This is a genomic window from Rhizobium sp. 32-5/1 (genome assembly GCF_029537235.1).
GTDB lineage: Bacteria > Pseudomonadota > Alphaproteobacteria > Rhizobiales > Rhizobiaceae > Pararhizobium.
On sequence record NZ_CP120638.1, the window covers coordinates 785226 to 807479 of the forward strand.

Below are 22254 nucleotides of genomic sequence, written 5' to 3' on the forward strand. Positions count from 1 at the left end.
AAACCCCGGCCGACCATACAGCTTTTCTGCCGGACACCAAACGCAGGGACGCCTCAAAGAAGCAATCTATTCATCGGACCGTCGCAAACCTGTCATGGTCGTTCCTGTATTTAGGCGACATCGTGCCGGTGGGTGCGCGCTTTCGGATCAAAGGAGACCGACCATGGATACACATTTCGAGCACGCCGATGAGGCTGAATTCAAGACGCTGACCGAGCGCCGCGAGGAACTGGAAGATATCGGCCAGAACTGTTCCACCAACCCGACCATGGGCGACATCATCAACCGCCGCTTTTCGCGCCGCGCCTTTCTCGGCGGATCGCTGGCTGTGGCCGCGATCGCAACGACGGTCAGCCCGCTGGCCCTGCTGACGGCCGACGAGGCACGCGCCGAGACCATGTCCGCTTTCGATTTCAAGGAAATCGAGGTCGGCATCGACGAAACGCACCATGTCGCCGAAGGTTATGACGCAGATATCCTGCTGCGCTGGGGCGACAAGGTTTTCGCCGACAGCCCCGATTTCGATCCGATGAACCAGACGCCTGCGAGCCAGGCAAAGCAGTTCGGCTACAATAACGACTATGTCGGCTTCATTCCGCTGGAGGAAATCCAGATCACGGCCTGCTCGTCGTCAACCACGAATATACCAATGCCGAAATCATGTTCCCGAACTTCGCCAGCGTCGTGAAGGAAACCAAGGACGGCAAGGAAGAAGAAAAGGTCAAGCTTGGTGACTACACCAAGGACCTCGTGGACATCGAGATGGCGGCCCATGGCGGCACGGTCATCGAAATCCGCAAGGTTGATGGAAAATGGCAGCCGGTGCTTGACGGCAAGTACAACCGTCGCATCAACACCAACACCGAAATGCAGATTTCCGGCCCGGCCGCCGGCCATGAGCGCATGAAAACCCCGTCCGATCCGACCGGCACCAAGGTTTTCGGCACCATCAACAATTGCGCCGGCGGCGTGACCGCCTGGGGCACGTACCTTTGGCCGAAGAAAACATCAACGGCTATTTCGGCGGCGAAATGGCGGAAGATCATCCGGAATTCGCGCAGATGAAGCGTCTCGGCATTCCCGGCGGCCAGTATGAATGGTCGAAATTCCACGATCGCTTCGACGTTTCCAAGGAGCCGAATGAAGCCAATCGGTTCGGTTGGGTCGTCGAGGTCGACGTCATGGACCCGAACTCGATCCCGAAGAAGCGCACGGCGCTGGGCCGCTTCAAGCACGAAGGTGCCGAATCGGTGGTCAACAAGGATGGCCATGTGGTCTTCTATTGCGGCGACGATGAACGCTTCGACTATGTCTACAAGTTCGTCACCGCCGGGAAATTCAACCCCGATGATCGCGCTGCCAATATGGACCTGCTCGATGAAGGCACGCTCTACGTGGCGAAATTCGATGCTGACGGTACAATCGAATGGTTGCCGCTCGTCCACGGACAGGGCCCGCTCACGGTTGAAAACGGCTTTGCCAGCCAGGCAGATCTTCTGATCAACACCCGGCTTGCCGCCGATGCACTGGGCGCGACCAAGATGGACCGCCCGGAAGACGTGCAGCCGAACGTCAAGACCGGCAGGGTCTATGTCATGCTCACCAATAACACCAAGCGCAAGGCCGACCAGATCGACAGCGCCAATCCGCGCGCTGAAAACGCCTTTGGCCATATCGTCGAGATCAGCGAGACGGACGGCGATTTCACCTCGACGAAGTCGACATGGGACATCCTCCTGAAGTGCGGCGATCCGTCTCTTGCGGATGTCGGCGCCTCCTTCTCCACCGCCACGACGAAGAATGGCTGGTTCGGCATGCCGGACAACTGCGCCATTGATGCGGAAGGACGCCTGTGGGTCTCGACCGACGGCAACAATGAAAAGGATACCGGCCGCACCGATGGCATCTGGGCCGTCGATACGGAAGGCGATGCGCGCGGCACGTCGAAGCTGTTCTTCCGGGTCCCGGTCGGCGCCGAAATGTGCGGGCCGAGCTTCAACCCGACGGGCGACACCTTCTTCCTCGCTGTCCAGCACCCGGGTGACGCAGGTCTTGCCACGTTTGACAACCCGGCTACCCGCTGGCCGGACTTCAAGGCCGACATGCCGGTTCGCCCGGCCGTCGTCGTCGTCACCAAACAGGGCGGCGGCCGCATCGGCTGATCGCTTTTCTCCTTCAAAGTGAGGCGTTGCAGCATGCTGCAACGCCTCTTTTATTTAGCATCTTTCAAAGAGCCAAAATTAGCGCTATATTTTTCTTGTTCTGAACACGGCAAGGAAGAACGATATGGCCAGTACGATCCTTGCGGAGACCAGCGCCAGCATCTCCGAACTGAAACGAAATCCGATGGGCACGGTCGCGGCCGGCGATGGTTTTCCAGTGGCTATTCTCAACCACAACGAGCCGGCCTTTTACTGCGTTCCCGCTCCCGCCTTCGAGGCATTGATGAACCGTCTCGAAGATCTGGAACTCAACAGGATTGCCGATTCCCGAATCGGTGAACCGGTCATTCCGGTTGAGATCGATGCGCTATAAACTTGCCTTCCTCGCAGCGGCGCTGAAGGAATGGGAGAAACTGGATAGCAATACGCGAGCGCTGTTCAAGAAGAGGCTCACGGAGCGATTGGAAACACCGCGGGCTCCTTCGGCGCAGTTGCATGGTTCCAAGGACCGCTACAAGATCAAGCTACGCAGCGCCGGTTATCGCCTCGTCTATGAAGTCCGCGATCAGGACATCGTCGTTGTCGTCATCGCCGTTGGCCGACGGGATCACAGCGATATCTATGGCAAGGCGGCAAAAAGGTAGACCTACCGCATCAAATTTTCGATTGGAAAGATCGCGCAGGTTTCGGTGCCGTGGGCCAGCAGCTTGCCGTTTTTGTCGCGCAGCCAGGCTTCGGACGTAGCGATGGTGCGGCCGCGATGGATGATCTTACCCTCGCAGGACACTTCGCCCATGTCGGCAAGCAAAGGGCGCACGAGATTGACCTTGAATTCGATGGTCGTATAGCCTTCGCCAGGCTTCAGCATCGTCATCACGGCGCAGGCGAGCGCCGAATCCATGATCGTTGCCGTCCAGCCGCCATGGATGGTTCCGAGCGGGTTGAGATGCGCGACGGACGGCAGGCCCTTGAACACCACCCTGCCCTCTTCGACCTCGGACAGACTGAACTTCAGCGTCTCAGACATGGGCGGCGCCGGATGCACGCCGCTCAAAAGGTCCTGCATGGTCTTCAGCCCGCCGTCGCGCGCCACGACGTCGAGCGGCACGGTGCCGATGCCGGAGACGACCATGCCCGGATACAGTTCTATGCTCATGGATGATCCTTCATCAGGCGGACGGCGCTGCAGTGGAAGCAGATGATTTGAGGGCTTTGAGCGCCGCCTGCACGAAGCCATCGCGGGCGGATGAAACACCGAGGCCTCGCGGTTCGTAGACGTGCCGGTGCAGAAAGAAGGCTGTCATGCGGAAGGCCGCAACCAGGCTGTCATGATCGGCCGCGTGACTGCCGCCGGCAGCCAGAAAGGCCGGCAGCGCCAACATCTTGTCGGCATAGGGCGCACCGGCATCGCGGCTGACCGCCCGTCCGGATTTCGGCGAGACATAGATCAGGTCGTCCCGCGTGCCGGTCGCCGCGCATTCGGCCAGATCGAGACCAAACCCCAGATCGTTGAGCACGGCAATCTCGAAGCGCACGAACAGTTCGCCGGCATCGCGGGGATCGTGCAGGTTTTCAAGAATGACGTCGAGGGCTTCATAGAGATGCGGATGCGGGTCGCGCTCCGGCAGAAGCCGCAGCAGCGCACCCATGGCCTGGACGCCATAGACGGAGGTCGCCGCCTCCATCAGCCGTGCGGCGCGCAGGCGCACCGGCTCCATCTTGAATTCCCCGAGATGTTCGTCGAGCCGCGCGCGCCAGGTGACCTCGACCTCGTTGCCCGGCTGCAGCACCGGCTGCATCGAACGCGAGCGTCCAGACCGCACAAGGCCCAAGTGGCGGCCGCGCGTGCGCGTCATCACCTCGGCGACGACAGATGTCTCGCCATGGCGCCGGACGCCGAGAATGATGGCCTGATCGCTCCACTGCATGTTCAGGTTCTACTCCGGGTCGCCAAGGGGAGCAATGTTCCTGTCCAGGGGCAAAGCATTGCTTTGGAAAGGCGCGCCCGCTTACTTGCGTTTCATCGCTTCAGCCAGCGCTGCGCCGAAAGCGCCCTGCGAAGGGGCTTCGGGCTTGGGTTGCGGTGCTCGCCCCTGCCCCGGACGCGGCTGGTTGCTTCCGCGGGGTTCGTTCCTTGACTCCCGGGAAGGCTGCTCACCGCCACCGTCCTTGCGCATGGTAAGCGCGATACGTTTTCGCGGCACGTCCACCTCGGTCACCCGGACCTTGACGACATCGCCGGCCTTGACTACCTCATGCGGGTCCTTGACGAAACGATCGGCCAGTTGCGAGACGTGGACGAGGCCATCCTGATGCACGCCGATATCGACGAAGGCGCCGAAGGCCGCGACATTGGTGACCGTGCCTTCCAGCAGCATCCCGGGCTTCAGGTCCTTGATGTCGTCGACACCGTCGGCGAAGGTCGCTGTCTTGAAGCTCGGGCGCGGATCGCGGCCGGGCTTTTCGAGTTCGGCGAGGATGTCCTTGACGGTCGGCAGGCCGAAGCGCTCATCGACAAAGGAGCGCGGATCGAGCTGCTTCAAAGCCGCGCTGTCGCCCATGATAGCGCGCAGGTCGCGACCGCATGCAGCAACGATCTTCTTGGCAACACCGTAAGCTTCCGGATGCACGGAGGACGCATCGAGCGGCTCCTTGCCGCCGGTAATGCGGAGGAAGCCCGCGCATTGTTCGAAGGTCCGGGCGCCAAGCCGCGGCACCTTCATCAGGTCCTTGCGGCTCTCGAAACGGCCCGTCGCATCACGATGCGCGACGATCGCTTCCGCCGATGACTTACCAAGACCGGACACGCGGGCAAGCAGCGGCGCGGATGCCGTGTTGAGATCGACGCCGACGGCGTTCACCGCATCCTCGACGACGGCTTCAAGCGATCGGCCGAGCCGGGCCTGATCGACATCGTGCTGGTACTGGCCGACGCCGATCGATTTCGGTTCGATCTTCACCAGTTCGGCCAGCGGATCCTGCAGGCGGCGGGCGATGGAGACGGCGCCGCGCAGCGAAACATCGAGACCGGGGAATTCGTCGGCCGCGGCCTGCGAAGCGGAATAGACCGAGGCGCCGGCTTCCGACACAATGACCTTGGTCGGCTTCGGGCCGGCCGGCAGTTGTGTGAGCATGTCGGCGACGAGGCGCTCGGTCTCGCGGCTGCCGGTGCCGTTACCGATCGCGATCAGCTCGATCTTGTGCTTGCGCACCAGGCTTGCAAGCTCGGCCTGCGTGCCGCGTATGTCGTTCTTCGGCGGGAAAGGATAGACCGTGGTGGTTTCGAGCAGCTTGCCGGTGCCGTCGACGATTGCGACCTTGACGCCCGTGCGGATGCCCGGATCGAGACCCATCGTCGCCCGCGAGCCGGCGGGGGCTGCAAGCAACAGGTCCTTGAGGTTGCGCGCGAAGACGTGGATCGCTTCCTCCTCGGCCCGTTCGCGCAGTTCGCGCATCAGGTCGAGCGATAGTGAAAGCGAGAGCTTGACCCGCCATGTCCAGCCGATCATTTCCATCAGCCACTTGTCGCCCTGCAGCGTCCCGCCGACCTGATAGGCGGCGGCGATGCTGCGCTCGACGGGCTTGATCGGCGAGGTATCGTCCAGGTCGACGGTGATATCGACGGACAGAAACTCTTCGTTCCAGCCGCGCAGCATGGCAAGCGCCCTGTGCCCCGGCACCGTCGACCAGCGTTCGGTATGATCGAAATAGTCGGAAAACTTGGCGCCGGCTTCCTGCTTGCCATCGACCACGCGCGAGCGCAGCATGGCGACGCTGCGCATGTGGCTGCGCAACCGGCCAAGCAGATCGGCATTTTCCGTGATGCCTTCGGCGATGATGTCGCGGGCGCCTTCGAGCGCCATCTTCACGTCCGTGACCTCACCCACGACATAGACTGCGGCGCGGTCGGCGGGCGCGACCGAACGGTCGGCAAGAATGGCCTCGGCCAAGGGTCCGAGCCCGCGCTCGCGAGCTATTTCAGCCTTGGTGCGGCGCTTCGGCTTGTAGGGCAGATAGATGTCCTCAAGCTCCGCCTTGGTGGTGACGGCGGCGATCTTGGTTTCGAGGTCTGCCGTCAGCTTGTCCTGGCTTCGGATCGAATCGAGGATCGCAAGACGCCGGGCTTCCAGTTCGCGCAGATATACGAGGCGCTCGGCCAGCGTGCGCAACTGCGTATCATCAAGCCCGCCGGTCACTTCCTTGCGGTAGCGCGCGATGAAGGGCACGGTCGCGCCCTCGTCCAGAAGCTCGATCGCCGACGTCGCCTGGGCCGGTGTGGCGTTGATTTCCCGCGCGATGAGAAGCGCGATGGATTTCGACGGGAGGTGCTTGGACGGCTGGGACATTGTATTTCCGTATGCTGATTCTGGTCTGGCGCAGACCATAGGTGCACACGGCATGAAGGCCAAGTAAAGGCGCGATCAGACCGGCGCGGCATCCACAGGAGATGCCGCCATGCGGCCTTACGCGATCATGACGCCTTTGCCGGGAAGGCGTGCGCGGCCATGCGGCTGGTCGAAATCCAGCAATGGACCTGATGGCACGATGCCGGTCGGGTTGATATGGGCGATCGAGTAGTAGCCGCGCTTGATATGGTCGATCCGCACCGTGTCGCGAATGCCGGGCCACTGGTAGATCTCGCGCATATAGCTTGAAAGCGCCGGATAATCCTCGATCCGGCGAAGATTGCACTTGAAGGCCCCGTGATAGGCGGCATCGAAGCGGATCAGCGTCACGAACAGGCGAACATCGGCCTCGGTGAAATGGCTCCCGGCAATATAACGAATGTCCTGAAGATGGGCTTCCAGCGTATCGAGTGTCGAAAACAGGTCCGCGACAGCTTCATCATAGGCGCCCTGCGTTTTGGCAAAACCGGCCCGGTAGACACCGTTGTTGACCTTGTCGTAGATCGGCGCGTTCCAGCGGTCGATTTCGGCGCGAAGGCTTTCCGGGTAGAAATCCAGACGGTTGCCAGTCAGGTGGTTGAAGGCGGTGTTGAAGATGCGGATGATGTCCGAGGACTCGTTGTTGACGATCCTGCCCTCTTTCCGGTCCCAGAGCACCGGCACGGAAACCTTGCCGGTATAGTGTGGGTCGGACGCTGTATAGAGCTGGTGCTGATATTTTATCGGGGAAACCTTCGAACCGGCATCCTGCGCCTCGGCATAGATCCAGCCATCCTCGCCCAGTTCCGGCGTGGACACGGAAAGCGGGATCATGTTGTGCAGGCCCTTGAGGCTGCGCATCATCAGCGTGCGCGAAGCCCAGGGACAGATATAGGCGACGAAAAGCTGATAGCGGCCGGCCTCTGCGGGAAAAGCCGCCTGCCCTTCCGGCCCCGGTCGGCCATCGACGGTGACCCAGTTGCGGAAACTCGTCGGCTCGCGATGAAAGGCGCCCTGCTTCATCTCGCTGGCGGCAACATCGCCTTTTTCCCATTTCCCATCGACCAGCTGCGGCATGACCATTCCCCTTGCGCGTCTTAACATAACGAGCAGAGACGTCTCATGATGCGCAGGCGAGGACAAGGCGAAGCCTTGCCGACAGACTGTTCGATGAATGAACACGCTGTCGGCAAAGACGCGCGCTTATTTCGGGTATTCAAGCCCCATTTCGCGGAAACGCTCGGGGTCATCGCCCCAGTTCTCGCGCACCTTGATGAACAGGAAGAGGTGCACCGGCTGTTCAAGGATTTCGGACAGTTCCTTGCGCGAGGCCATGGAAATCGCCTTGATGGCGTCGCCATTCTTGCCGAGTGCGATCTTCTTCTGGCTGTCGCGTTCGACATAGATGACCTGCTCGATGCGCACCGAGCCGTCCTTGCGCTCTTCCCATTTTTCCGTTTCGACATGCGACGAATAGGGAAGCTCCTGATGCAGGCGCAGGAAGAGCTTTTCGCGGGTAATTTCGGCTGCAAGCTGGCGCATCGGCAGATCGGAAATCTGGTCGGCCGGATAGAACCACGGCCCCTCGGGAAGCTCGGTCGAGAGATAGTCGAGCACGTCGTCGCAACCGGAGCCGTTCAAAGCCGAGATCATGAAGGTGCGTTCGAAATCTACATATTCATTGGCGGCGGCGGCGAGCTTCAAAGGTCTTCGCGCGAGACCTGGTCGATCTTGTTGAGCACCAGGATCTTCGGCTGATGCACTTCCTTGAGGCCCTGGAGGATGGTTTCGGCATCCCCTTCAGGCCGCGCTCGCTGTCGATCAGGAGCATGATGATATCGGCATCCTTGGCACCGCCCCAGGCGGTCGTCACCATGGCGCGGTCGAGCCTGCGGCGCGGCTTGAAGATGCCGGGCGTATCCATGAAGACGATCTGGGCATTGCCGTGGATCGCGATGCCGCGCACGATGGCGCGGGTCGTCTGCACCTTGTGGCTGACGATCGATACCTTGGCACCGACCAGCTTGTTCACCAGCGTCGATTTGCCGGCATTGGTCGCACCGATCATCGCCACGAAGCCGGAGTGGGTCGCAGCACCTTCTGGTGCTGCCGCATCTATTTCGTTTTCGGTCATATGTTCCGTCAATTTCCGGCAGAGACTTTCTGCCACACACCTTCGCGCTCCAGTATCTTGGTCGCGGCCACCTGCTCGGCGGCGCGCTTGGAGCGGTCTATTCCAGTTTCGGGCGCAACGCCCTTGATTTCGACCGTCACAGTGAAGCGCGGATCGTGATCCGGCCCCGAACGATCGTCGATACGATAGTTCGGCGTGACGCCGTATTTCGAATGCGCCCATTCCTGCAGTTCGGTCTTGGCGTCGCGTCTTGCGCCATCAATCCGCGTCGCACGCGCCGACCAGTGGCGCAGAATGAAGCCCCGCGCTGCCTCAAGACCACCATCAAGATAGACGGCAGCGATAAGCGACTCTACCACATCGGCCCGCACATTCATCATGTGTTTTCCGGTGAGTTTCTTCACGTCGGCGCCGGTGCGGATGAACAGGTGCAACGCCATGTCGTCAGCGACCAAGGCGCAGCTTTCCGCACTGACCAGCTGGTTCAGCCGTACCGAGAGTTCCCCTTCGTCGGCATCCTTGAAGGTCCGGAACAAAAGTTCGGCAATGCAGAGCCCCAGAACCCGATCGCCCAGGAATTCCAGCCGCTCATAATTCGAGCCCTTGGCATTGCGGGCGCTGGAATGGGTCAGCGCCCGGTCGAGCCGGTCCTTCTGGACAAAGGTATAGCCGATCGAAGCTTCGAGCCGCGCGCGGTCCTCGTCACTCAGCGACCGTCCCTTGCTCATTCGACGACCTTGAACAGGCGGTCGTAGCGCAGGTTTGCCGGCCACTTCCAGATTTCACGGAAGGAGGTGTCGTTACCGAGCGAGAAGAAGATCATCGAGGCGCGACCGACCAGATTTTCCGCCGGCACGAAACCGACGTCGAAACGGCTGTCGGCCGAGTTGTCGCGGTTGTCGCCCATCATGAAATAATGGCCGGCCGGAACGATGAATTCGCGGGTGTTGTCGCCGCGTGAATCCGGGAACTGATCCAGTGTGTCGAAAGCGACGCCGTTGTCCAGCGTCTCGCGATAGACCGGAACGTCGGCGCCCGTGTCATACTGGTCGTCGGCGCGGAAAACACCATCGGCCACGCGCTGAACTTCCTTGTCGTTGACGTAAAGAATGCTGTTGCGCACCTGGATCTTATCTCCCGGCAGACCGACGAGACGCTTGATGTAATCGATGTCCGGGTTCGGCGGGAAACGGAACACAACGATATCGCCGCGCGTCGGCTCGCTGGCAAAGATACGGCCGTCGAATATGTCAGGCGAGAATGGCAGCGAATACTTCGAATAGCCGTAGGAAAACTTGTTGACGAAGATGTAATCGCCGACGAGCAGCGTCGGCATCATAGAACCGGAAGGGATGGTGAAAGGCTGGAAAAAGACGGTGCGGATGACGACCGCAAGCAAAAGCGCCTGAATGATGACTTTTACATTTTCCCAAAGGCCGCTCTGGGTCGTTTCGCTCTTTTCAGCCACGCTGCATACTTCCTTTTGTCGACACCGTCGGCGCCATCAAAGGCGCATACCGGAACTTTTTCATTCGTTTCTGTTCCGGCCGGCAATGTTTCCTGCAATAGAGCCGGAAACGGCAAAGAACAACTCGTTAGGCCCTGCATTCAAAAGAAACAGGGCCGTTTCATGGAAACATGCTCTAAACGCTTCCACCATCCGGGGCAACGGGCAGAGCTTCGATAATGACGAAGGCCTGGGCCAGCGGAAAATCATCTGTTATCGTCAGGTGAATGACGGCGCGATGACCGGCCGGCGTTATGGCTTCGAGGCGATCGAGGGCGCCGCCGGTCAGCTGCATGGTCGGCTTGCCACCGGGCAGATTGACGACGCCCATGTCCTTCCAGAAGACGCCCTGCGCAAGGCCGGTGCCGAGCGCCTTGGAGCAGGCTTCCTTGGCGGCGAAGCGCTTCGCGTAGGATTCCGCGCGATTCTTCCGGCCTTCGGACTTGCGGATCTCGATCTCGGTAAAGCAGCGATGGGTGAAGCGTTCGCCAAAACGCTCTAGCGAACTGCCAATCCGCCTAATGTCGATAAGATCGCTACCAATGCCGATTATCATGGGGCCTCGCGTCTCACATCGTTCGTCGAACCGTTTGCATCCCACTCGATGCGGCAAAAAACAAGAGCAGAGGGCGGTCGCCTTGCCAAGTTACAAATCCGTCAGGAAGTCATAATCAGGAAGGCTTGCCGTCCGCCGCGACCGGCGAAGGCACCGTTCTGGCGCTCAGTCTGGTCTTGCGCCGGCTCTGGAAAAGCCGCGCGGCATAGAATGACGCGATATAAAACACCAATGCCGCGATAGCGGCTGCCGGCACGGATCCGATCAGCACCGGCTTGAGCACAGGCCCCCAGAGATGCGAAAATTCCAGATTTTTCAGCATGTGGAGGATATCGTGGCCGCCCATGCCGCCCGTCGGCTGTCCGGTGATCGCGATGCCGATCTCGTATGTCATGGCAAGAATGAAGGGAATGGTCAGCGGATTGGCGAGTGCCGTCGCAATACCGGCCGCGATCAGATTCCTGACAGCAGATAGGCCACGGCCAGCGCGAGGAGAATGTGGAAGCCGATGAACGGGGTCGCTGAGGAAGCCGCACCCGCTGCAACGCCGATCGCGATCGAATGCGGCGAGGACGACAGGCGCAGCACGCGCATCGTCAGATACCGCAGTCCGCGGGAAAATCCTTTCCGCGGCCACAGGAATTCGCGGGCCCTTTGTGCAAGCGTCGCTGGTTTTTGGCGTCGGAACAACATGGTGTCCTGATAGACGATCCAAGCGGGGCCATTCAATGGCAAAACTGCACAAAATCCGGCTTTTCAGCCTCAACGCAGACGCTGCGCACTGCAGACCGAAGCCGATGACCCGCACATCATGTGCAGGCGCGACATCATATATATTTTCTGCATAGGTCCCGGCTGCCTGCTTCAACAGGCGGCCGGACGGATTTTCGACTTAGAAACCCTTGCGGAACAGGCCGCGATCAACCTGGCGCTGACGGTATTCGAGATCGATGCGATCCGACGAACCATTCAGATAGCTCATTTCGCGCTCTTCAACCGAAGGAATGCGGAGAGCACGGGTGATTTTCTTCAACTGCGTAAACATGGTAAACCTCTTTCGTTTACCTCCCGAGACAGAAGATAGTTTAGAGGCGGCTGTTTCACCAGAGCTACAAAGGGCGAGCAGCCATGCACAGACTGCATGGCCTGCACATTTCCGCCATCATGGCTGCCCGTTTTCGATGCAGATGCCGTGGCGACACGCAATGACCGGTCCCATTGTGGCCGAAACCGGCCGGCGCCGTTTTGGCGCCGCAGAGGTAAACACCGGATAGGCCTCGTCACGCGTAGACGCGCTTGACCGTGGAAACGCTCGGCAATTCGCGGATCTGCGTGATCAGGTGGTTGAGCTGGCGCAGGTCCCACACTTCGAGATCCAGCTGGAACTCGCTGAAATCGGCGGCGACCAGCCCCATGGTCAGCGACCGGATATTGATATCGCTGGTGGCGATCGCCTGGGCGATTTCAGCCAGCGTTCCGGGCTCGTTCAGGGCGTTGATCAGCACGCGGGCCATGAACCGCGTGTTGTTGGCCTCGTCCAGATCCCAGCGGATATCGATCCAGCGTTCCGGCTCATCGTCAAACTTCTGCAAGGTCGGCGATTGTATCGGATAGATGGTGATGCCCTTGTCTTTTTCCATGATGCCGACGATGCGATCGCCGGGCACGGCGCCCGACGGGCTGAAATGGACCTCTGCATTGCCGGACAGACCACGGATCGGAAGCGCTTCCGGCCCCTCGCCTTCCAGGAGGTCCTTGATGGGACCGGGCTTGCCGGGCAGCTTGAAGACTACGCCGGCAGCGCTCGTCATGTTGAACCAGCCCTCGTCATAGCTTGGCTTGACCGTGACGCGCTCGTCCTGATGATCGGGATAGACGGCGCGCAACACGTCCAGCGACGACAATTCGCCACGCCCTACGGCGGCGATCGCGTCCTCGATATCCTTCTGCCCCAGCCGATGCAGGACCGGCTTCATCGCATCACGCGAAAACTGCTTGCCGGCGCGCTCGAAGGTGCGCTCGAGAATACGGTAGCCGAGCCCGGAATACTGTTTGCGGATCGCCGCCCGCGTGGCGCGACGGATGGCAGAGCGGGCCTTTCCGGTAACGACGATTTCTTCCCAGGCCGGCGGCGGCACCTGAATGCCGGAACGGACGATCTCGACCTCGTCGCCATTGTTGAGGCGGGTGACGAGCGGCATGATACGACCGTTGATCTTGGCGCCGACGCAGGTATCGCCGATATTGGTGTGGACCGCATAGGCGAAATCGATCGGCGTCGCGCCGCGTGGCAGGGCAATAAGCTGCCCCTTGGGCGTAAAGCAGAAAACCTGGTCCTGGAAAAGCTCAAGCTTCGTATGCTCGAGGAATTCCTCCGGATTGTCACCTTCGGCAAGCGATTCGATCGTGCGACGCAACCAGGAATAGGCGTTCGACTTCGGCGACAGCTTGACCTCGCCCGAAACCTCTTCGCCGTCCTTGTAGAGCGTGTGGGCCGCAATGCCGTATTCGGCGATGTCGTGCATCCGGCGCGTGCGGATCTGCAGTTCGATGCGTTGACGAGAAGGGCCGACGATCGTCGTATGGATCGACTGGTAATCGTTCTGTTTCGGTGTCGAGATATAGTCCTTGAAGCGGCCGGGAACCACCCGCCAGCGTGTATGGACGATGCCGAGCGCCCTGTAGCAGGACGGAATATCATCGACGAGGATGCGGAATCCCCAGACATCCGACAATTGCTCGAAGGACAGCGACTTGGACTGCATCTTCTTGAAGACGGAATAGGGTTTCTTCTGCCGCCCCTTGACCACCGGATCGGCGAGACCGTTGGCCTTCAGCAGTTCGACCAGTTCGTCCTCGATCTTCTTGATCAGGCCTTCGTTACGGGTCGAAAGCTCGTCAAGGCGACGCGTAACCGTCTCGAATGCTTCCGGATTCGTGTGGCGGAAGGAGAGGTTTTCCAGTTCCTCACGCATGTCCTGCATGCCCATGCGTCCGGCGAGCGGCGCATAGATATCCATGGTCTCTTCGGAAATGCGGGCGCGCTTTTCCGCGGACATGTGATCCAGCGTGCGCATGTTGTGCAGGCGGTCGGCAAGCTTCACCAGAAGCACCCGCACATCGTCGGAAATCGCCAGGAGAAGCTTGCGCAGGTTCTCAGCCTGCTTGGCCTTCTTGGAAACAAGATCGAGCTTCTTGATCTTGGTCAGCCCTTCGACCAGCGCGCCAATATCCTCGCCGAACAGATCGTCGATCTCGGCGCGCGTCGCCGTCGTGTCTTCGATCGTGTCGTGCAGCAGCGCGACGGCAATCGTGGATTCGTCGAGATGCATTTCGGTAAGAATCGCAGCCACCTCGAGGGGTGGGATATGTAGGGATCGCCGCTTGCCCGCTTCTGCTGGCCATGTTTCTGCATGGCGTAAACATAGGCCTTGTTCAGGAGGGCCTCGTTCACATCGGGTTTGTATTTTTGAACCCGCTCAACGAGTTCGTATTGGCGCATCATCCGTGAGCGGCTCCTGGGCAGATCATCCGGGGAAATGAAAAGGTGCGCCAATCATAGGAGTGGCGCACCTCATTGCAAACATTATCGGATACTGACCGGGCCGGATAGGCAGACAGGCTTAATAATCGTCGCTTTTTTCCGGCGGAACCAGGCCTTCGATACCGGCCAGCAGTTCTTCTTCCGACATGCGGTCGAAGGTGACGGGTTCCGGCTGATCGTCATCGTCATTGCCGGTATCGGCAAATACCGAAGCGGTGCCGCCGGCGGCCAGCGATGCCGGATCATGTTCGGGCTCGTCGACTTCGACATGCTTCTGCAGCGAATGAATGAGGTCTTCCTTGAGATCGCCCGGCGACAGAGTTTCGTCGGCAATCTCGCGGAGGGCGACGACAGGGTTCTTGTCGTTATCGCGGTCGATGGTGATCGCGGCACCCTGGGAAATCAGGCGAGCGCGGTGGCTCGCAAGCAGTACGAGCTCGAAACGGTTATCGACCTTGTCGATGCAATCTTCAACGGTGACGCGGGCCATTGCCTGTCCTTTACGGCTCAAGAGCGCAGCAGCATGGGTTTGTCGTAAAACGCCCCATCGCTGCGCTGATTAAAAATCGAAGTCGGCTCCAGCCGTCTGCAGACGGCATGCGCGGCTCCCATTTCCGGAATTAACCTGCCCGATACAATCAAAAGGGAGGAAATTCAAGTTTTTCCTGCGTTGCATCGAAAGATATCCGCAATCCGCTGTTTTACCCGCAACGGCGGCGAGCGGGAAGCTCAGGCTCGACGACACGGTTTCATTGCAATGCAACATACGGCGATGGATCGGGATCCGGTATAGGGTGCCAAAATAAAACACGCGAAAACGCTGAACAACGAGACGCAACGCGTTTCCGAAGCTTTTTGACCAAAGACTGCTAGAAATAGCTCTATCAACAGATATTCTCTTGCACTAGAGCAGACAGTGGCTTGCGCAAAAGGTTATATGACGGATTATTAATGTAATTGAATTGCTCCTGTGCCTTAACCTCAAAAGGCACGGCCCGATTGAATTAGAGAACATTGAGATAAAAAAAGGATACGGCAATGTTTGACCCTCGCGAAAAAATCGCGCTCTTCATTGACGGGGCCAATCTCTATGCCGCGTCCAAGAGCCTTGGTTTCGACATCGATTATCGCAAACTGCTGAAGGCGTTCCAGAAACGCGGCTACCTGCTGCGCGCCTACTATTATACGGCACTGATCGAGGACCAGGAATACTCTTCCATCCGCCCGCTGATCGACTGGCTGGACTACAATGGCTACAAAGTCGTGACGAAGCCGGCCAAGGAATTTACCGATTCGCTGGGGCGTCGGAAGATCAAGGGCAATATGGATATCGAACTGGCTATCGACGCAATGGAGCAGTCGGAGACCGTCGATCACCTAGTGATATTCTCCGGGGACGGCGATTTTACGACGCTGGTCGAGGCGTTGCAACGCAAGGGCCGCAAAGTGTCGGTCGTGTCGACTATGGCGACGCAGCCACCGATGATCGCCGACGACCTGCGCCGCCAGGCGGATCACTTTATCGATCTGGTCAGCTTGAAGGCCGAAGTCGGGCGCGATCCGTCCGAGCGTGCGCCGCGTGTAACAGAACCGGTCACCGGTGACGGCGACGTTTGACGACGGCTGAGAGCCTCTCAACACGCAACCCGACAAAAAAGGCGCAGGCTACGTTGCCGGACGCCTTTTGCTTTTACCGTCGTTCATGAAACCTCAATGATGATCCTTCATGATCCGGCTTTTCTGGCGATTCCAGTCGCGTTCCTTCTCGGATTCGCGCTTGTCATGCAGCTTCTTGCCCTTGCCGAGTGCCAGCTCCATCTTCGCCCTGCCCTGATCGTTGAAATAGATCTTCAGCGGAATGAGCGACATGCCTTCGCGGTTGACGGCACCCTGCAGACGGTTCACCTCCCGCTTTGAAAGCAGAAGCTTGCGGCGGCGGCGCGGTTCGTGGTTGAAGCGGTTGGCCTGGAGATATTCCGGCAGATAGGAATTGATCAGCCAGATTTCGCCACCTTCGTCGGTCGCATAGGATTCCGCGATATTGGCCTTGCCTTCGCGCAACGATTTCACCTCGGTGCCAGTCAGGACAAGACCGGCCTCGTAGGTGTCGAGGATCTCGTAGTTGAAGCGGGCCTTCCGGTTTTCCGCAACAATCTTCTTGACCACGCGCTGGCTGCCTTTGGGTGCCATCAGTTCATCAGCCCCGCATGGCGCAAAGCCGCATCGATCGCAGCCTCGGTTGCCGGCTCAAGGGTCGGCAGCAGCGGCGAGCGCACGGTGCGGCTCATCTGCCGCAGCCTGTTCAGCGCATATTTCGCACCGCAAAGCCCCGGCTCCATAAAGATAGCCTTGTGCAGCGGCATCAGCTTATCCTGATAATCCAAGGCCTTGGCATAGTCGCCGGCAAGCGTCGCTTCCTGGAATTCAGCGCAGAGGCGCGGGGCGACATTGGCCGTCACCGAGATACAGCCGACGCCGCCATGGGCGTTGAACCCCAGCGCCGTCGCATCTTCACCGGACAGCTGGACGAACTGCGGACCGCAGGCGATGCGCTGCTCGGAGACGCGCTCGATCTTGCCGGTTGCATCCTTGACGCCGAGGATCGACGGAAACGCCTTATGCAGCGCGGCCATGGTTTCGACGCTCATATCGACCACGGACCGGCCGGGAATATTATAGATCACGATCGGCAGCTTCACGCTTTCGGCGATCGCCGCATAATGCGCGAACAGGCCCTTCTGCGTCGGCTTATTGTAGTATGGGGTGACCACGAGGATCGCGTCGGCGCCAGCCGTTTCAGCATGCTGCGCCAGTTCGATTGCCTCGCGCGTATTGTTGGAGCCGGCACCTGCTATGACAGGAACGCGCCCGGCAGCCGTCTCGATGCAGAGTTCCACGACCCGTTTGTGTTCGACATGCGACAGCGTCGGCGATTCACCCGTGGTGCCGACCGGCACGAGGCCGTGGCTTCCTTCGGCGATCTGCCACTCGACATGCGAAACGAAAGCAGCCTCGTCCACGGCGCCAGTCGCGGTGAACGGGGTAACGAGGGCGGGAATGGACCCCTTGAACATGCACGACTCCTGATAGCCCGCGGGAAGCTTGAACCAACCCACGCTTTGGCCGCATTGTATGGTTAGAAAACTGGCGCACCATAATCGCGTGATGTGCTGGCGGCAAGCACTCTATCGTGGCATGTGATGACGCCCTCCTCACAAAAGCGCGTTTCCTGCCTATATGGAGAGCAATCATGGCGGAAGCCGGAGCATCGGGCGCAAGCACAAGGCGTTTGATATAAGTTTATCAAATCCGGTAACCTTTCGTTAGGAAATCCGGCAGCAAATGAAAATGGATCAGGGGCTCACATAGGGTTTTCATGCGGCGAAAAACGTCTCTCCGTGTCGGTGCGATGCTTGGGCTGGCAGCCCTGACCCTGTCGGGGCTCACGGCCTGGGCATGGGAACCGGCCATTCCCCTGCCGAAATCCAATCCGCATGTGGCAAGCCCGCAAAATATTGCAAAATCGAGCCGCATTGCATCTGCCGAAGTGACTGGCTCTATCCCGTCGGCGGCGGCGTCTCTTGCCGAGCAGACAACGGCCAATCTGAAATCCGGACTGGATGCCCTGTCCAACAAGCAGGCGCCGCTTGCCTTGAAAATCCGCGACGGCATGGCAGCGGGCACGCTTGACCGGCATATCCTCACCTGGGCGATTGCCGCTTCCGGGCAAAAGGGCATTCCGTCGCAGGAAATCGCCAAAGCGCAGAGAGAACTCAAAGGCTGGCCGGGCCTTGACGCCCTGCGCGGCCATTCCGAAAGGGCACTGGCGCGAGAAAATCCGCCGGCCTCGGCGGTTTTATCCGCTTTTGGAACGACAAGCCCGGAAACAGCGGAAGGCACAATCGTGCTCGCCCGCGCGCTGCTGGCCACGGGAAAAAAGATCGATGCGGAAAAACTTCTCGGCGGTCTGTGGATAAAAGAGCGGCTGGACAAAGAGGCGGAAGACAAGATCCTGTCGCAATTTTCAACGCTCTTGTCGGTAGCCGATCACAAGCGGCGCATGGAGATGCTTCTCTATCGTGGACGCACCGAGCAGGCGGCGCGTTTCAGTGACCTCGGTAAAGCGCAATCGCTTTATCGTGCTTGGATCGCCGTCGCCAAGGGGGCTAAAAACGCAGGCGCATTGATTACTGCCGTGGATCCTTCCTGGCGCAATGACTCCGCCTATCTGTTCATCAGCATTGAGAACCTGCGCAAGAACAACAAATATGAAGAGGCTGCCAAACTTCTGGCTCACCTGCCCGAGGACAAAAACCGGCTCGTCGACACGGGGGAATGGTGGGTCGAGCAACGTATCATCAGCCGCAGCCTTGTGGATCGGGGCGACTACCGAACGGCCTATAACATCGTTTCAAACCACGCCGCGACAGACCCGGCGGATATTGTCGATGCGGAATTTCACGCGGGCTGGTATGCGCTTCGCGGGCTGGAGGAACCGGCAACTGCCGCCAGCCATTTCCAGCGCATTCTCAAGGCGTCGAACAGGCCGATCTCCGTATCCAGGGCCTGGTATTGGCTTGGGCGTTCCGCCGAGGCCGGCGGGCCTGGAAAGTCTTCCGACTATTTCGCAAAGGCGGCAGCATTTTCCGGCACATTCTATGGACAGCTGGCAGCTGCGCGGTTGGGGCGGACGACACTTGATGTCACCTATCCCTCGCCGAACGCCGCGGATCGCGCAAATTTCGACAATCGGGAAGCCGTTCGCGCAATCGCCCGGCTGGAAGCGGCAGGCCATGGCTGGCGGGCCGACAATCTCTATCGCGCTCTGGCCGATGAGCTGACTAGCCCCGGAGAACTTGCCATCCTGGCGGCACGCGCTGAAAAGACGCGCGGACACCAACTCTCGCTTCAGATCGGCAAACTTGCCTTCGGCCGCGGTATCGACGTGGCAGCGCTTGCCTTTCCCGTCGGCGTCATTCCCGCCAGTGCCAATATTGCAGGCGCCGGAAAGGCCCTCGCCTACGCCATTGCGCGGCAGGAGAGCGCCTTCAATCCGGCGGCAATCTCGCCGGCCAACGCGCGCGGGCTGCTTCAAATCCTGCCGGGAACGGCAAAGGGCGTCGCCGGGCGGCATGGCCTTGCCTATTCGCAGGACCGACTGACAACCGATACCGCCTATAACGCGACGCTCGGCGCCCATTATCTGGGTGAGCAGATCGACACGTTCGGCGGCTCCTACATCCTGACCTTCATCGCCTACAACGCTGGTCCTCGTCGTGTTCCCGATTGGATCGGCCGCTATGGCGATCCGCGCGGCAAATCGATCGACGAGGTTGTCGACTGGATCGAGCGGATTCCCTTCGTCGAGACCCGCAACTATGTCCAGCGGGTTATGGAAAACTACCAGGTCTACAAATCCCGCCTCGGCCAGAAGACCGATATCGTCCACGATTTGCGTCTCGGACGATAGCAACAAGGTTTACCCAATCGCTACCGGCTCTCAAAATGATCGCGCTTCGGTGTGCATTCGCTATGATCGGCAGATGAAACAAGGAGCGCGGCATGCGAGAAGAAGAAACCGGATTTGCGGAGCGTTTTATCGAGAACGCCGATGGCCTGAAACTCTATTTGCGCGACTACGGCCAAGACCGTCCGGACATAGCCGACCGCCTGCCGGTTATCTGCCTGCCAGGACTGAGCCGCAACAGCCGCGACTTCCACCAGTTGGCGCTGAGGCTCTCCTTGGGGCAGGCGCACCAGCATCGCCCACGCCGGGTGATTTGCCTCGATTATCGCGGCCGCGGCCGGTCCGACTGGGACAATGACAAGAGCCGTTATCAACTGCCGGTCGAGGCAGCCGACGTGCTTGCCGTCTGCGCCGCACTTGATGTCCCGCGCGCCATCTTCATCGGCACGTCGCGCGGCGGGCTCATTCTACATCTTCTGGCGGCGATGAAACCGGAGCTTTTGGCCGCCGTCATTCTCAACGACATCGGACCTGTCATCGAAATATCGGGGCTGATGCATATCCGGGACTATCTGTCCCCCGCCCCGCCGCAGGCCTCCTGGCAGGCAGCGGCCGGACAACTAAAGGCAGTGCACGGCATGGTATTTCCTGCACTTGCAGATCAAGACTGGATGGACATGGCCAGGGCCATCTATCGGGAAAAAACGGTCAGATCCTGCCCGATTTCGATCCCGCGCTGGTCGAGCCGTTGCAGGCGCTCGATGCAAACAAGACGCTGGCGGACCTCTGGACCCTGTTCGACGGATTGAAAGATATGCCGCTGATGGCGATCCGCGGCGAGCATTCCAATATCCTGTCCAGCAGGACATTTCACGAAATGCAACATCGTCACCCCGGGCTTCACGCTGTCACGGCGTCCGGACAGGGCCACGCGCCGATCCTGCATAGCGAGCCGCTTCGCGGCGAGATTTCCGACTTTATCGAGACGATCTCCTGACGCGCCAATCGGGCTTCAGTCAAGCACCGCACAGCACGCACCCGGCTCCCCTCGCCCATCAGATGAAGGCCTTTTGCAATAGGGCCGTGAAACAGAAAAAGCCCGGCTCATAGAGCCGGGCTTTCCATCACTGACAGATGTCAGATCAGATTAGAAGTCGCGCTGCAGGCGGAGGAAGCCAGTCCATTCGCCATCCGCAACGTTATCAACGTCGAGGTAGTTAACGGTAGCGAGCGTACGCAGGCCTTCAGTGATCTGGTAGCCGGCAGTTACGCCAACCTTCCAAGCATCGTTGCCGTCAACGAATGCGAAGTCGCCGAAGTACTGAGCAGCTGGGGTGATGAAGAACTTGTCTGTTGCCTGAATCTTGTATTCAGCAGCAACCGACCATTCCGAAACGCTCCAGAAGAAGTTCGGATCATCAGCGTATACGGCGAGTACACCAAGTGCGCCCGGACCGATTGCAGCAACGAGACGACCCTTAACAGCGAAGGCTTCTGCGTCGAAGTCGTAGGAAGCAACGAGGTCAGCAGTTACGCCACCGATGCTGCCAGCAACGTAGCCGGAGACGCCGACGTCGTCATTGGTGTTGTTACCCGTTACTTCTTCAGCAGCGATACCTGCCTTGAAAGAGCCGCCGTCATAGGTGTAACGGATTGCGTTGGACAGGTTACCGGCCGAAACGTCTGTTTCGCCAGAGAGACCCATGTCGTCCCACCAGTTGTAGAAGTAACCGACATCGAAGCCAGCGATGTTGATCCAAGCGCCGTCGAGGAACGTGTCAGCATTGTCATCAGCCTGAAGGTTGATGTAGCCGGACAGCGTGCCGTACTCGGTGTCGTTCTTGGCAGCAAACGTCAGGTAACCACGTGTACGTGCATCCCAGTCAGCAGCCGGACCTGGAACTTCGTCGTAGTTGATCTGGGTACGGACATAACCACCGATCTTGAGGCAGGTTTCCGTGCCCGGGATGTAGAAGTAGCCAGTGCCGAAAGCGTCGCAAACGCGAACGTATTCCATTGGTTCCGGCTCAGCAGCTACGATTGCGTCAGCTGCGTGTGCGCCGGATACTGCTGCGAGAGCTGCAGCGGAGCCGAGAAGAAGGCTCTTAATGTTCATTTCTGACCTCCAGTCAAAAGTTTCAAACGGGTCTGGGTATTTTGCTGAAGGACAGCATTCCCTGCCCCATCCCCAACACTTAAGAAGTCGGACGATCAACCGCCCTTGCTTCTGGATTTGAAAATACAAGACCAGCCCCGTGGCGCAATCACCAACTTGCGAGTTGGTCCGGTTTCGGCAGCCCTTCCCTTACCCCTGTTGCTGAAACGACACAAAATCGCCTTGCAGACCTTCCAGTTCTTAACAATACCTTAAGAAAACCCTTTATTCCCGGCATCTTAGCGTGAAACCACAGTGCCACACCCCCGCCATAACAAGGCAGAAACGCGGCAATCCGGGCTTTGCGACTGAGATTCGCGGCTCCCAAAATGCACCGCAGCATT

19 protein-coding genes and 4 pseudogenes are annotated in these 22254 nt (G+C 59.5%); 6 read left to right on the top strand and 17 right to left on the bottom strand.

Annotated elements, in window-relative coordinates; all coding sequences use genetic code 11:
- Positions 1 to 163: 163 nt before the first annotated feature.
- The 3 genes and pseudogenes from P6U16_RS04085 (at position 164) to P6U16_RS04095 (ending at position 2806) form a co-directional block, all read left to right on the top strand.
- Positions 164 to 2162 (top strand): annotated as a pseudogene (locus P6U16_RS04085) (PhoX family phosphatase).
- A 124-nt stretch (positions 2163 to 2286) separates the two neighbouring features.
- Positions 2287 to 2535 carry a type II toxin-antitoxin system prevent-host-death family antitoxin gene (locus P6U16_RS04090; RefSeq protein WP_277702705.1) on the top strand — a complete coding sequence of 83 codons (249 nt, stop codon included), beginning with the start codon at positions 2287 to 2289 and terminating at the stop codon, positions 2533 to 2535.
- Positions 2525 to 2806, top strand: coding sequence for a type II toxin-antitoxin system RelE/ParE family toxin (locus P6U16_RS04095; protein WP_277702706.1), 282 nt, complete (start codon positions 2525 to 2527; stop codon positions 2804 to 2806). Before P6U16_RS04090 ends, P6U16_RS04095 begins: the two co-directional genes overlap by 11 nt.
- A 2-nt stretch (positions 2807 to 2808) precedes the next feature.
- On the opposite strand, the gene P6U16_RS04100 is transcribed toward P6U16_RS04095, so the two are convergent.
- The 14 genes and pseudogenes from P6U16_RS04100 to P6U16_RS04165 form a co-directional block, all read right to left on the bottom strand.
- Positions 2809 to 3318: a PaaI family thioesterase gene (locus P6U16_RS04100; protein ID WP_277702707.1), complete on the bottom strand. Its 510-nt coding sequence runs from the start codon at positions 3316 to 3318 to the stop codon at positions 2809 to 2811.
- 13 nt (positions 3319 to 3331) lie between these two features.
- The gene (recO, locus tag P6U16_RS04105) at positions 3332 to 4090 is read right to left on the bottom strand and encodes a DNA repair protein RecO (protein WP_277702708.1); all 759 of its coding nucleotides are present in this window, start codon (positions 4088 to 4090) and stop codon (positions 3332 to 3334) included.
- 81 nt (positions 4091 to 4171) lie between these two features.
- The gene (locus P6U16_RS04110) at positions 4172 to 6508 is read right to left on the bottom strand and encodes a Tex family protein (protein ID WP_277702709.1); all 2337 of its coding nucleotides are present in this window, start codon (positions 6506 to 6508) and stop codon (positions 4172 to 4174) included.
- A 117-nt stretch (positions 6509 to 6625) separates the two neighbouring features.
- On the bottom strand, positions 6626 to 7624 hold the full coding sequence (locus tag P6U16_RS04115; RefSeq protein ID WP_277702710.1) for a glutathione S-transferase family protein: 999 nt from the start codon (positions 7622 to 7624) through the stop codon (positions 6626 to 6628).
- A 126-nt stretch (positions 7625 to 7750) separates the two neighbouring features.
- Positions 7751 to 8681: pseudogene (era, locus tag P6U16_RS04120) on the bottom strand (GTPase Era).
- A gap of 8 nt (positions 8682 to 8689) precedes the next feature.
- Positions 8690 to 9409, bottom strand: a complete 720-nt coding sequence (gene rnc, locus P6U16_RS04125) for a ribonuclease III (RefSeq protein ID WP_277702711.1) — start codon at positions 9407 to 9409, stop codon at positions 8690 to 8692.
- Positions 9406 to 10149 carry a signal peptidase I gene (lepB, locus tag P6U16_RS04130; RefSeq protein ID WP_277702712.1) on the bottom strand — a complete coding sequence of 248 codons (744 nt, stop codon included), beginning with the start codon at positions 10147 to 10149 and terminating at the stop codon, positions 9406 to 9408. The genes rnc and lepB overlap by 4 nt, the downstream gene beginning before the upstream one ends.
- A gap of 175 nt (positions 10150 to 10324) precedes the next feature.
- Positions 10325 to 10744, bottom strand: coding sequence for a holo-ACP synthase (acpS, locus tag P6U16_RS04135; RefSeq protein WP_277702713.1), 420 nt, complete (start codon positions 10742 to 10744; stop codon positions 10325 to 10327).
- 115 nt (positions 10745 to 10859) lie between these two features.
- Positions 10860 to 11201 (bottom strand): DUF2062 domain-containing protein, encoded by a 342-nt coding sequence (locus P6U16_RS04140; protein WP_277703998.1) that lies wholly within the window; start codon positions 11199 to 11201, stop codon positions 10860 to 10862.
- On the bottom strand, positions 11198 to 11437 hold the full coding sequence (locus tag P6U16_RS04145; protein ID WP_277703999.1) for a DUF2062 domain-containing protein: 240 nt from the start codon (positions 11435 to 11437) through the stop codon (positions 11198 to 11200). The genes P6U16_RS04140 and P6U16_RS04145 overlap by 4 nt, the downstream gene beginning before the upstream one ends.
- A 199-nt stretch (positions 11438 to 11636) precedes the next feature.
- A complete protein-coding gene (locus P6U16_RS04150; protein WP_277702714.1) occupies positions 11637 to 11789 on the bottom strand; it encodes a DUF3563 domain-containing protein in 153 nt (50 codons plus the stop codon).
- A 235-nt stretch (positions 11790 to 12024) separates the two neighbouring features.
- Positions 12025 to 14249: pseudogene (locus P6U16_RS04155) on the bottom strand (bifunctional (p)ppGpp synthetase/guanosine-3',5'-bis(diphosphate) 3'-pyrophosphohydrolase).
- Between the two features lie 118 nt (positions 14250 to 14367).
- Positions 14368 to 14778: a DNA-directed RNA polymerase subunit omega gene (rpoZ, locus tag P6U16_RS04160; RefSeq protein ID WP_277702715.1), complete on the bottom strand. Its 411-nt coding sequence runs from the start codon at positions 14776 to 14778 to the stop codon at positions 14368 to 14370.
- Positions 14779 to 14847: 69 nt separating this feature from the next.
- Positions 14848 to 15126 carry a hypothetical protein gene (locus P6U16_RS04165; RefSeq protein WP_277702716.1) on the bottom strand — a complete coding sequence of 93 codons (279 nt, stop codon included), beginning with the start codon at positions 15124 to 15126 and terminating at the stop codon, positions 14848 to 14850.
- Positions 15127 to 15326: 200 nt separating this feature from the next.
- Here P6U16_RS04165 and P6U16_RS04170 point away from each other — a divergent pair, with 200 nt between their 5' ends.
- Entirely contained in the window at positions 15327 to 15905 is a 579-nt protein-coding gene (locus P6U16_RS04170) for an NYN domain-containing protein (RefSeq protein WP_277702717.1), read from the top strand.
- A gap of 93 nt (positions 15906 to 15998) precedes the next feature.
- Here the strand turns inward: P6U16_RS04170 and smpB are convergent, their stop codons facing one another.
- Entirely contained in the window at positions 15999 to 16478 is a 480-nt protein-coding gene (gene smpB, locus P6U16_RS04175) for an SsrA-binding protein SmpB (RefSeq protein ID WP_277702718.1), read from the bottom strand.
- The gene (dapA, locus tag P6U16_RS04180) at positions 16478 to 17362 is read right to left on the bottom strand and encodes a 4-hydroxy-tetrahydrodipicolinate synthase (RefSeq protein WP_277702719.1); all 885 of its coding nucleotides are present in this window, start codon (positions 17360 to 17362) and stop codon (positions 16478 to 16480) included. Before dapA ends, smpB begins: the two co-directional genes overlap by 1 nt.
- A 302-nt stretch (positions 17363 to 17664) precedes the next feature.
- On the opposite strand from dapA, the gene P6U16_RS04185 reads away from it, so the two are divergent.
- On the top strand, positions 17665 to 19758 hold the full coding sequence (locus tag P6U16_RS04185) for a lytic transglycosylase domain-containing protein (RefSeq protein WP_277702720.1): 2094 nt from the start codon (positions 17665 to 17667) through the stop codon (positions 19756 to 19758).
- 92 nt (positions 19759 to 19850) lie between these two features.
- Positions 19851 to 20752, top strand: a pseudogene (locus P6U16_RS04190) (alpha/beta hydrolase).
- 150 nt (positions 20753 to 20902) lie between these two features.
- Here P6U16_RS04190 and P6U16_RS04195 read toward each other — a convergent pair.
- Positions 20903 to 21871: a porin gene (locus P6U16_RS04195; protein ID WP_277702721.1), complete on the bottom strand. Its 969-nt coding sequence runs from the start codon at positions 21869 to 21871 to the stop codon at positions 20903 to 20905.
- Positions 21872 to 22254 lie beyond the last annotated feature (383 nt).

Excerpts from the sequence above, each read along its gene's own strand:
- P6U16_RS04090 (WP_277702705.1), top strand. The coding sequence starts at position 2,287 with ATGGCCAGTACGATCCTTGCGGAGACCAGCGCCAGCATCTCCGAACTG.
- P6U16_RS04095 (WP_277702706.1), top strand. The coding sequence starts at position 2,525 with ATGCGCTATAAACTTGCCTTCCTCGCAGCGGCGCTGAAGGAATGGGAG.
- P6U16_RS04100 (WP_277702707.1), bottom strand. The coding sequence starts at position 3,318 with ATGAGCATAGAACTGTATCCGGGCATGGTCGTCTCCGGCATCGGCACC.
- recO (WP_277702708.1), bottom strand. The coding sequence starts at position 4,090 with ATGCAGTGGAGCGATCAGGCCATCATTCTCGGCGTCCGGCGCCATGGC.
- P6U16_RS04110 (WP_277702709.1), bottom strand. The coding sequence starts at position 6,508 with ATGTCCCAGCCGTCCAAGCACCTCCCGTCGAAATCCATCGCGCTTCTC.
- P6U16_RS04115 (WP_277702710.1), bottom strand. The coding sequence starts at position 7,624 with ATGCCGCAGCTGGTCGATGGGAAATGGGAAAAAGGCGATGTTGCCGCC.
- rnc (WP_277702711.1), bottom strand. The coding sequence starts at position 9,409 with ATGAGCAAGGGACGGTCGCTGAGTGACGAGGACCGCGCGCGGCTCGAA.
- acpS (WP_277702713.1), bottom strand. The coding sequence starts at position 10,744 with ATGATAATCGGCATTGGTAGCGATCTTATCGACATTAGGCGGATTGGC.
- P6U16_RS04145 (WP_277703999.1), bottom strand. The coding sequence starts at position 11,437 with ATGTTGTTCCGACGCCAAAAACCAGCGACGCTTGCACAAAGGGCCCGC.
- P6U16_RS04150 (WP_277702714.1), bottom strand. The coding sequence starts at position 11,789 with ATGTTTACGCAGTTGAAGAAAATCACCCGTGCTCTCCGCATTCCTTCG.
- rpoZ (WP_277702715.1), bottom strand. The coding sequence starts at position 14,778 with ATGGCCCGCGTCACCGTTGAAGATTGCATCGACAAGGTCGATAACCGT.
- P6U16_RS04170 (WP_277702717.1), top strand. The coding sequence starts at position 15,327 with ATGTTTGACCCTCGCGAAAAAATCGCGCTCTTCATTGACGGGGCCAAT.
- smpB (WP_277702718.1), bottom strand. The coding sequence starts at position 16,478 with ATGGCACCCAAAGGCAGCCAGCGCGTGGTCAAGAAGATTGTTGCGGAA.
- dapA (WP_277702719.1), bottom strand. The coding sequence starts at position 17,362 with ATGTTCAAGGGGTCCATTCCCGCCCTCGTTACCCCGTTCACCGCGACT.
- P6U16_RS04185 (WP_277702720.1), top strand. The coding sequence starts at position 17,665 with ATGCGGCGAAAAACGTCTCTCCGTGTCGGTGCGATGCTTGGGCTGGCA.
- P6U16_RS04195 (WP_277702721.1), bottom strand. The coding sequence starts at position 21,871 with ATGAACATTAAGAGCCTTCTTCTCGGCTCCGCTGCAGCTCTCGCAGCA.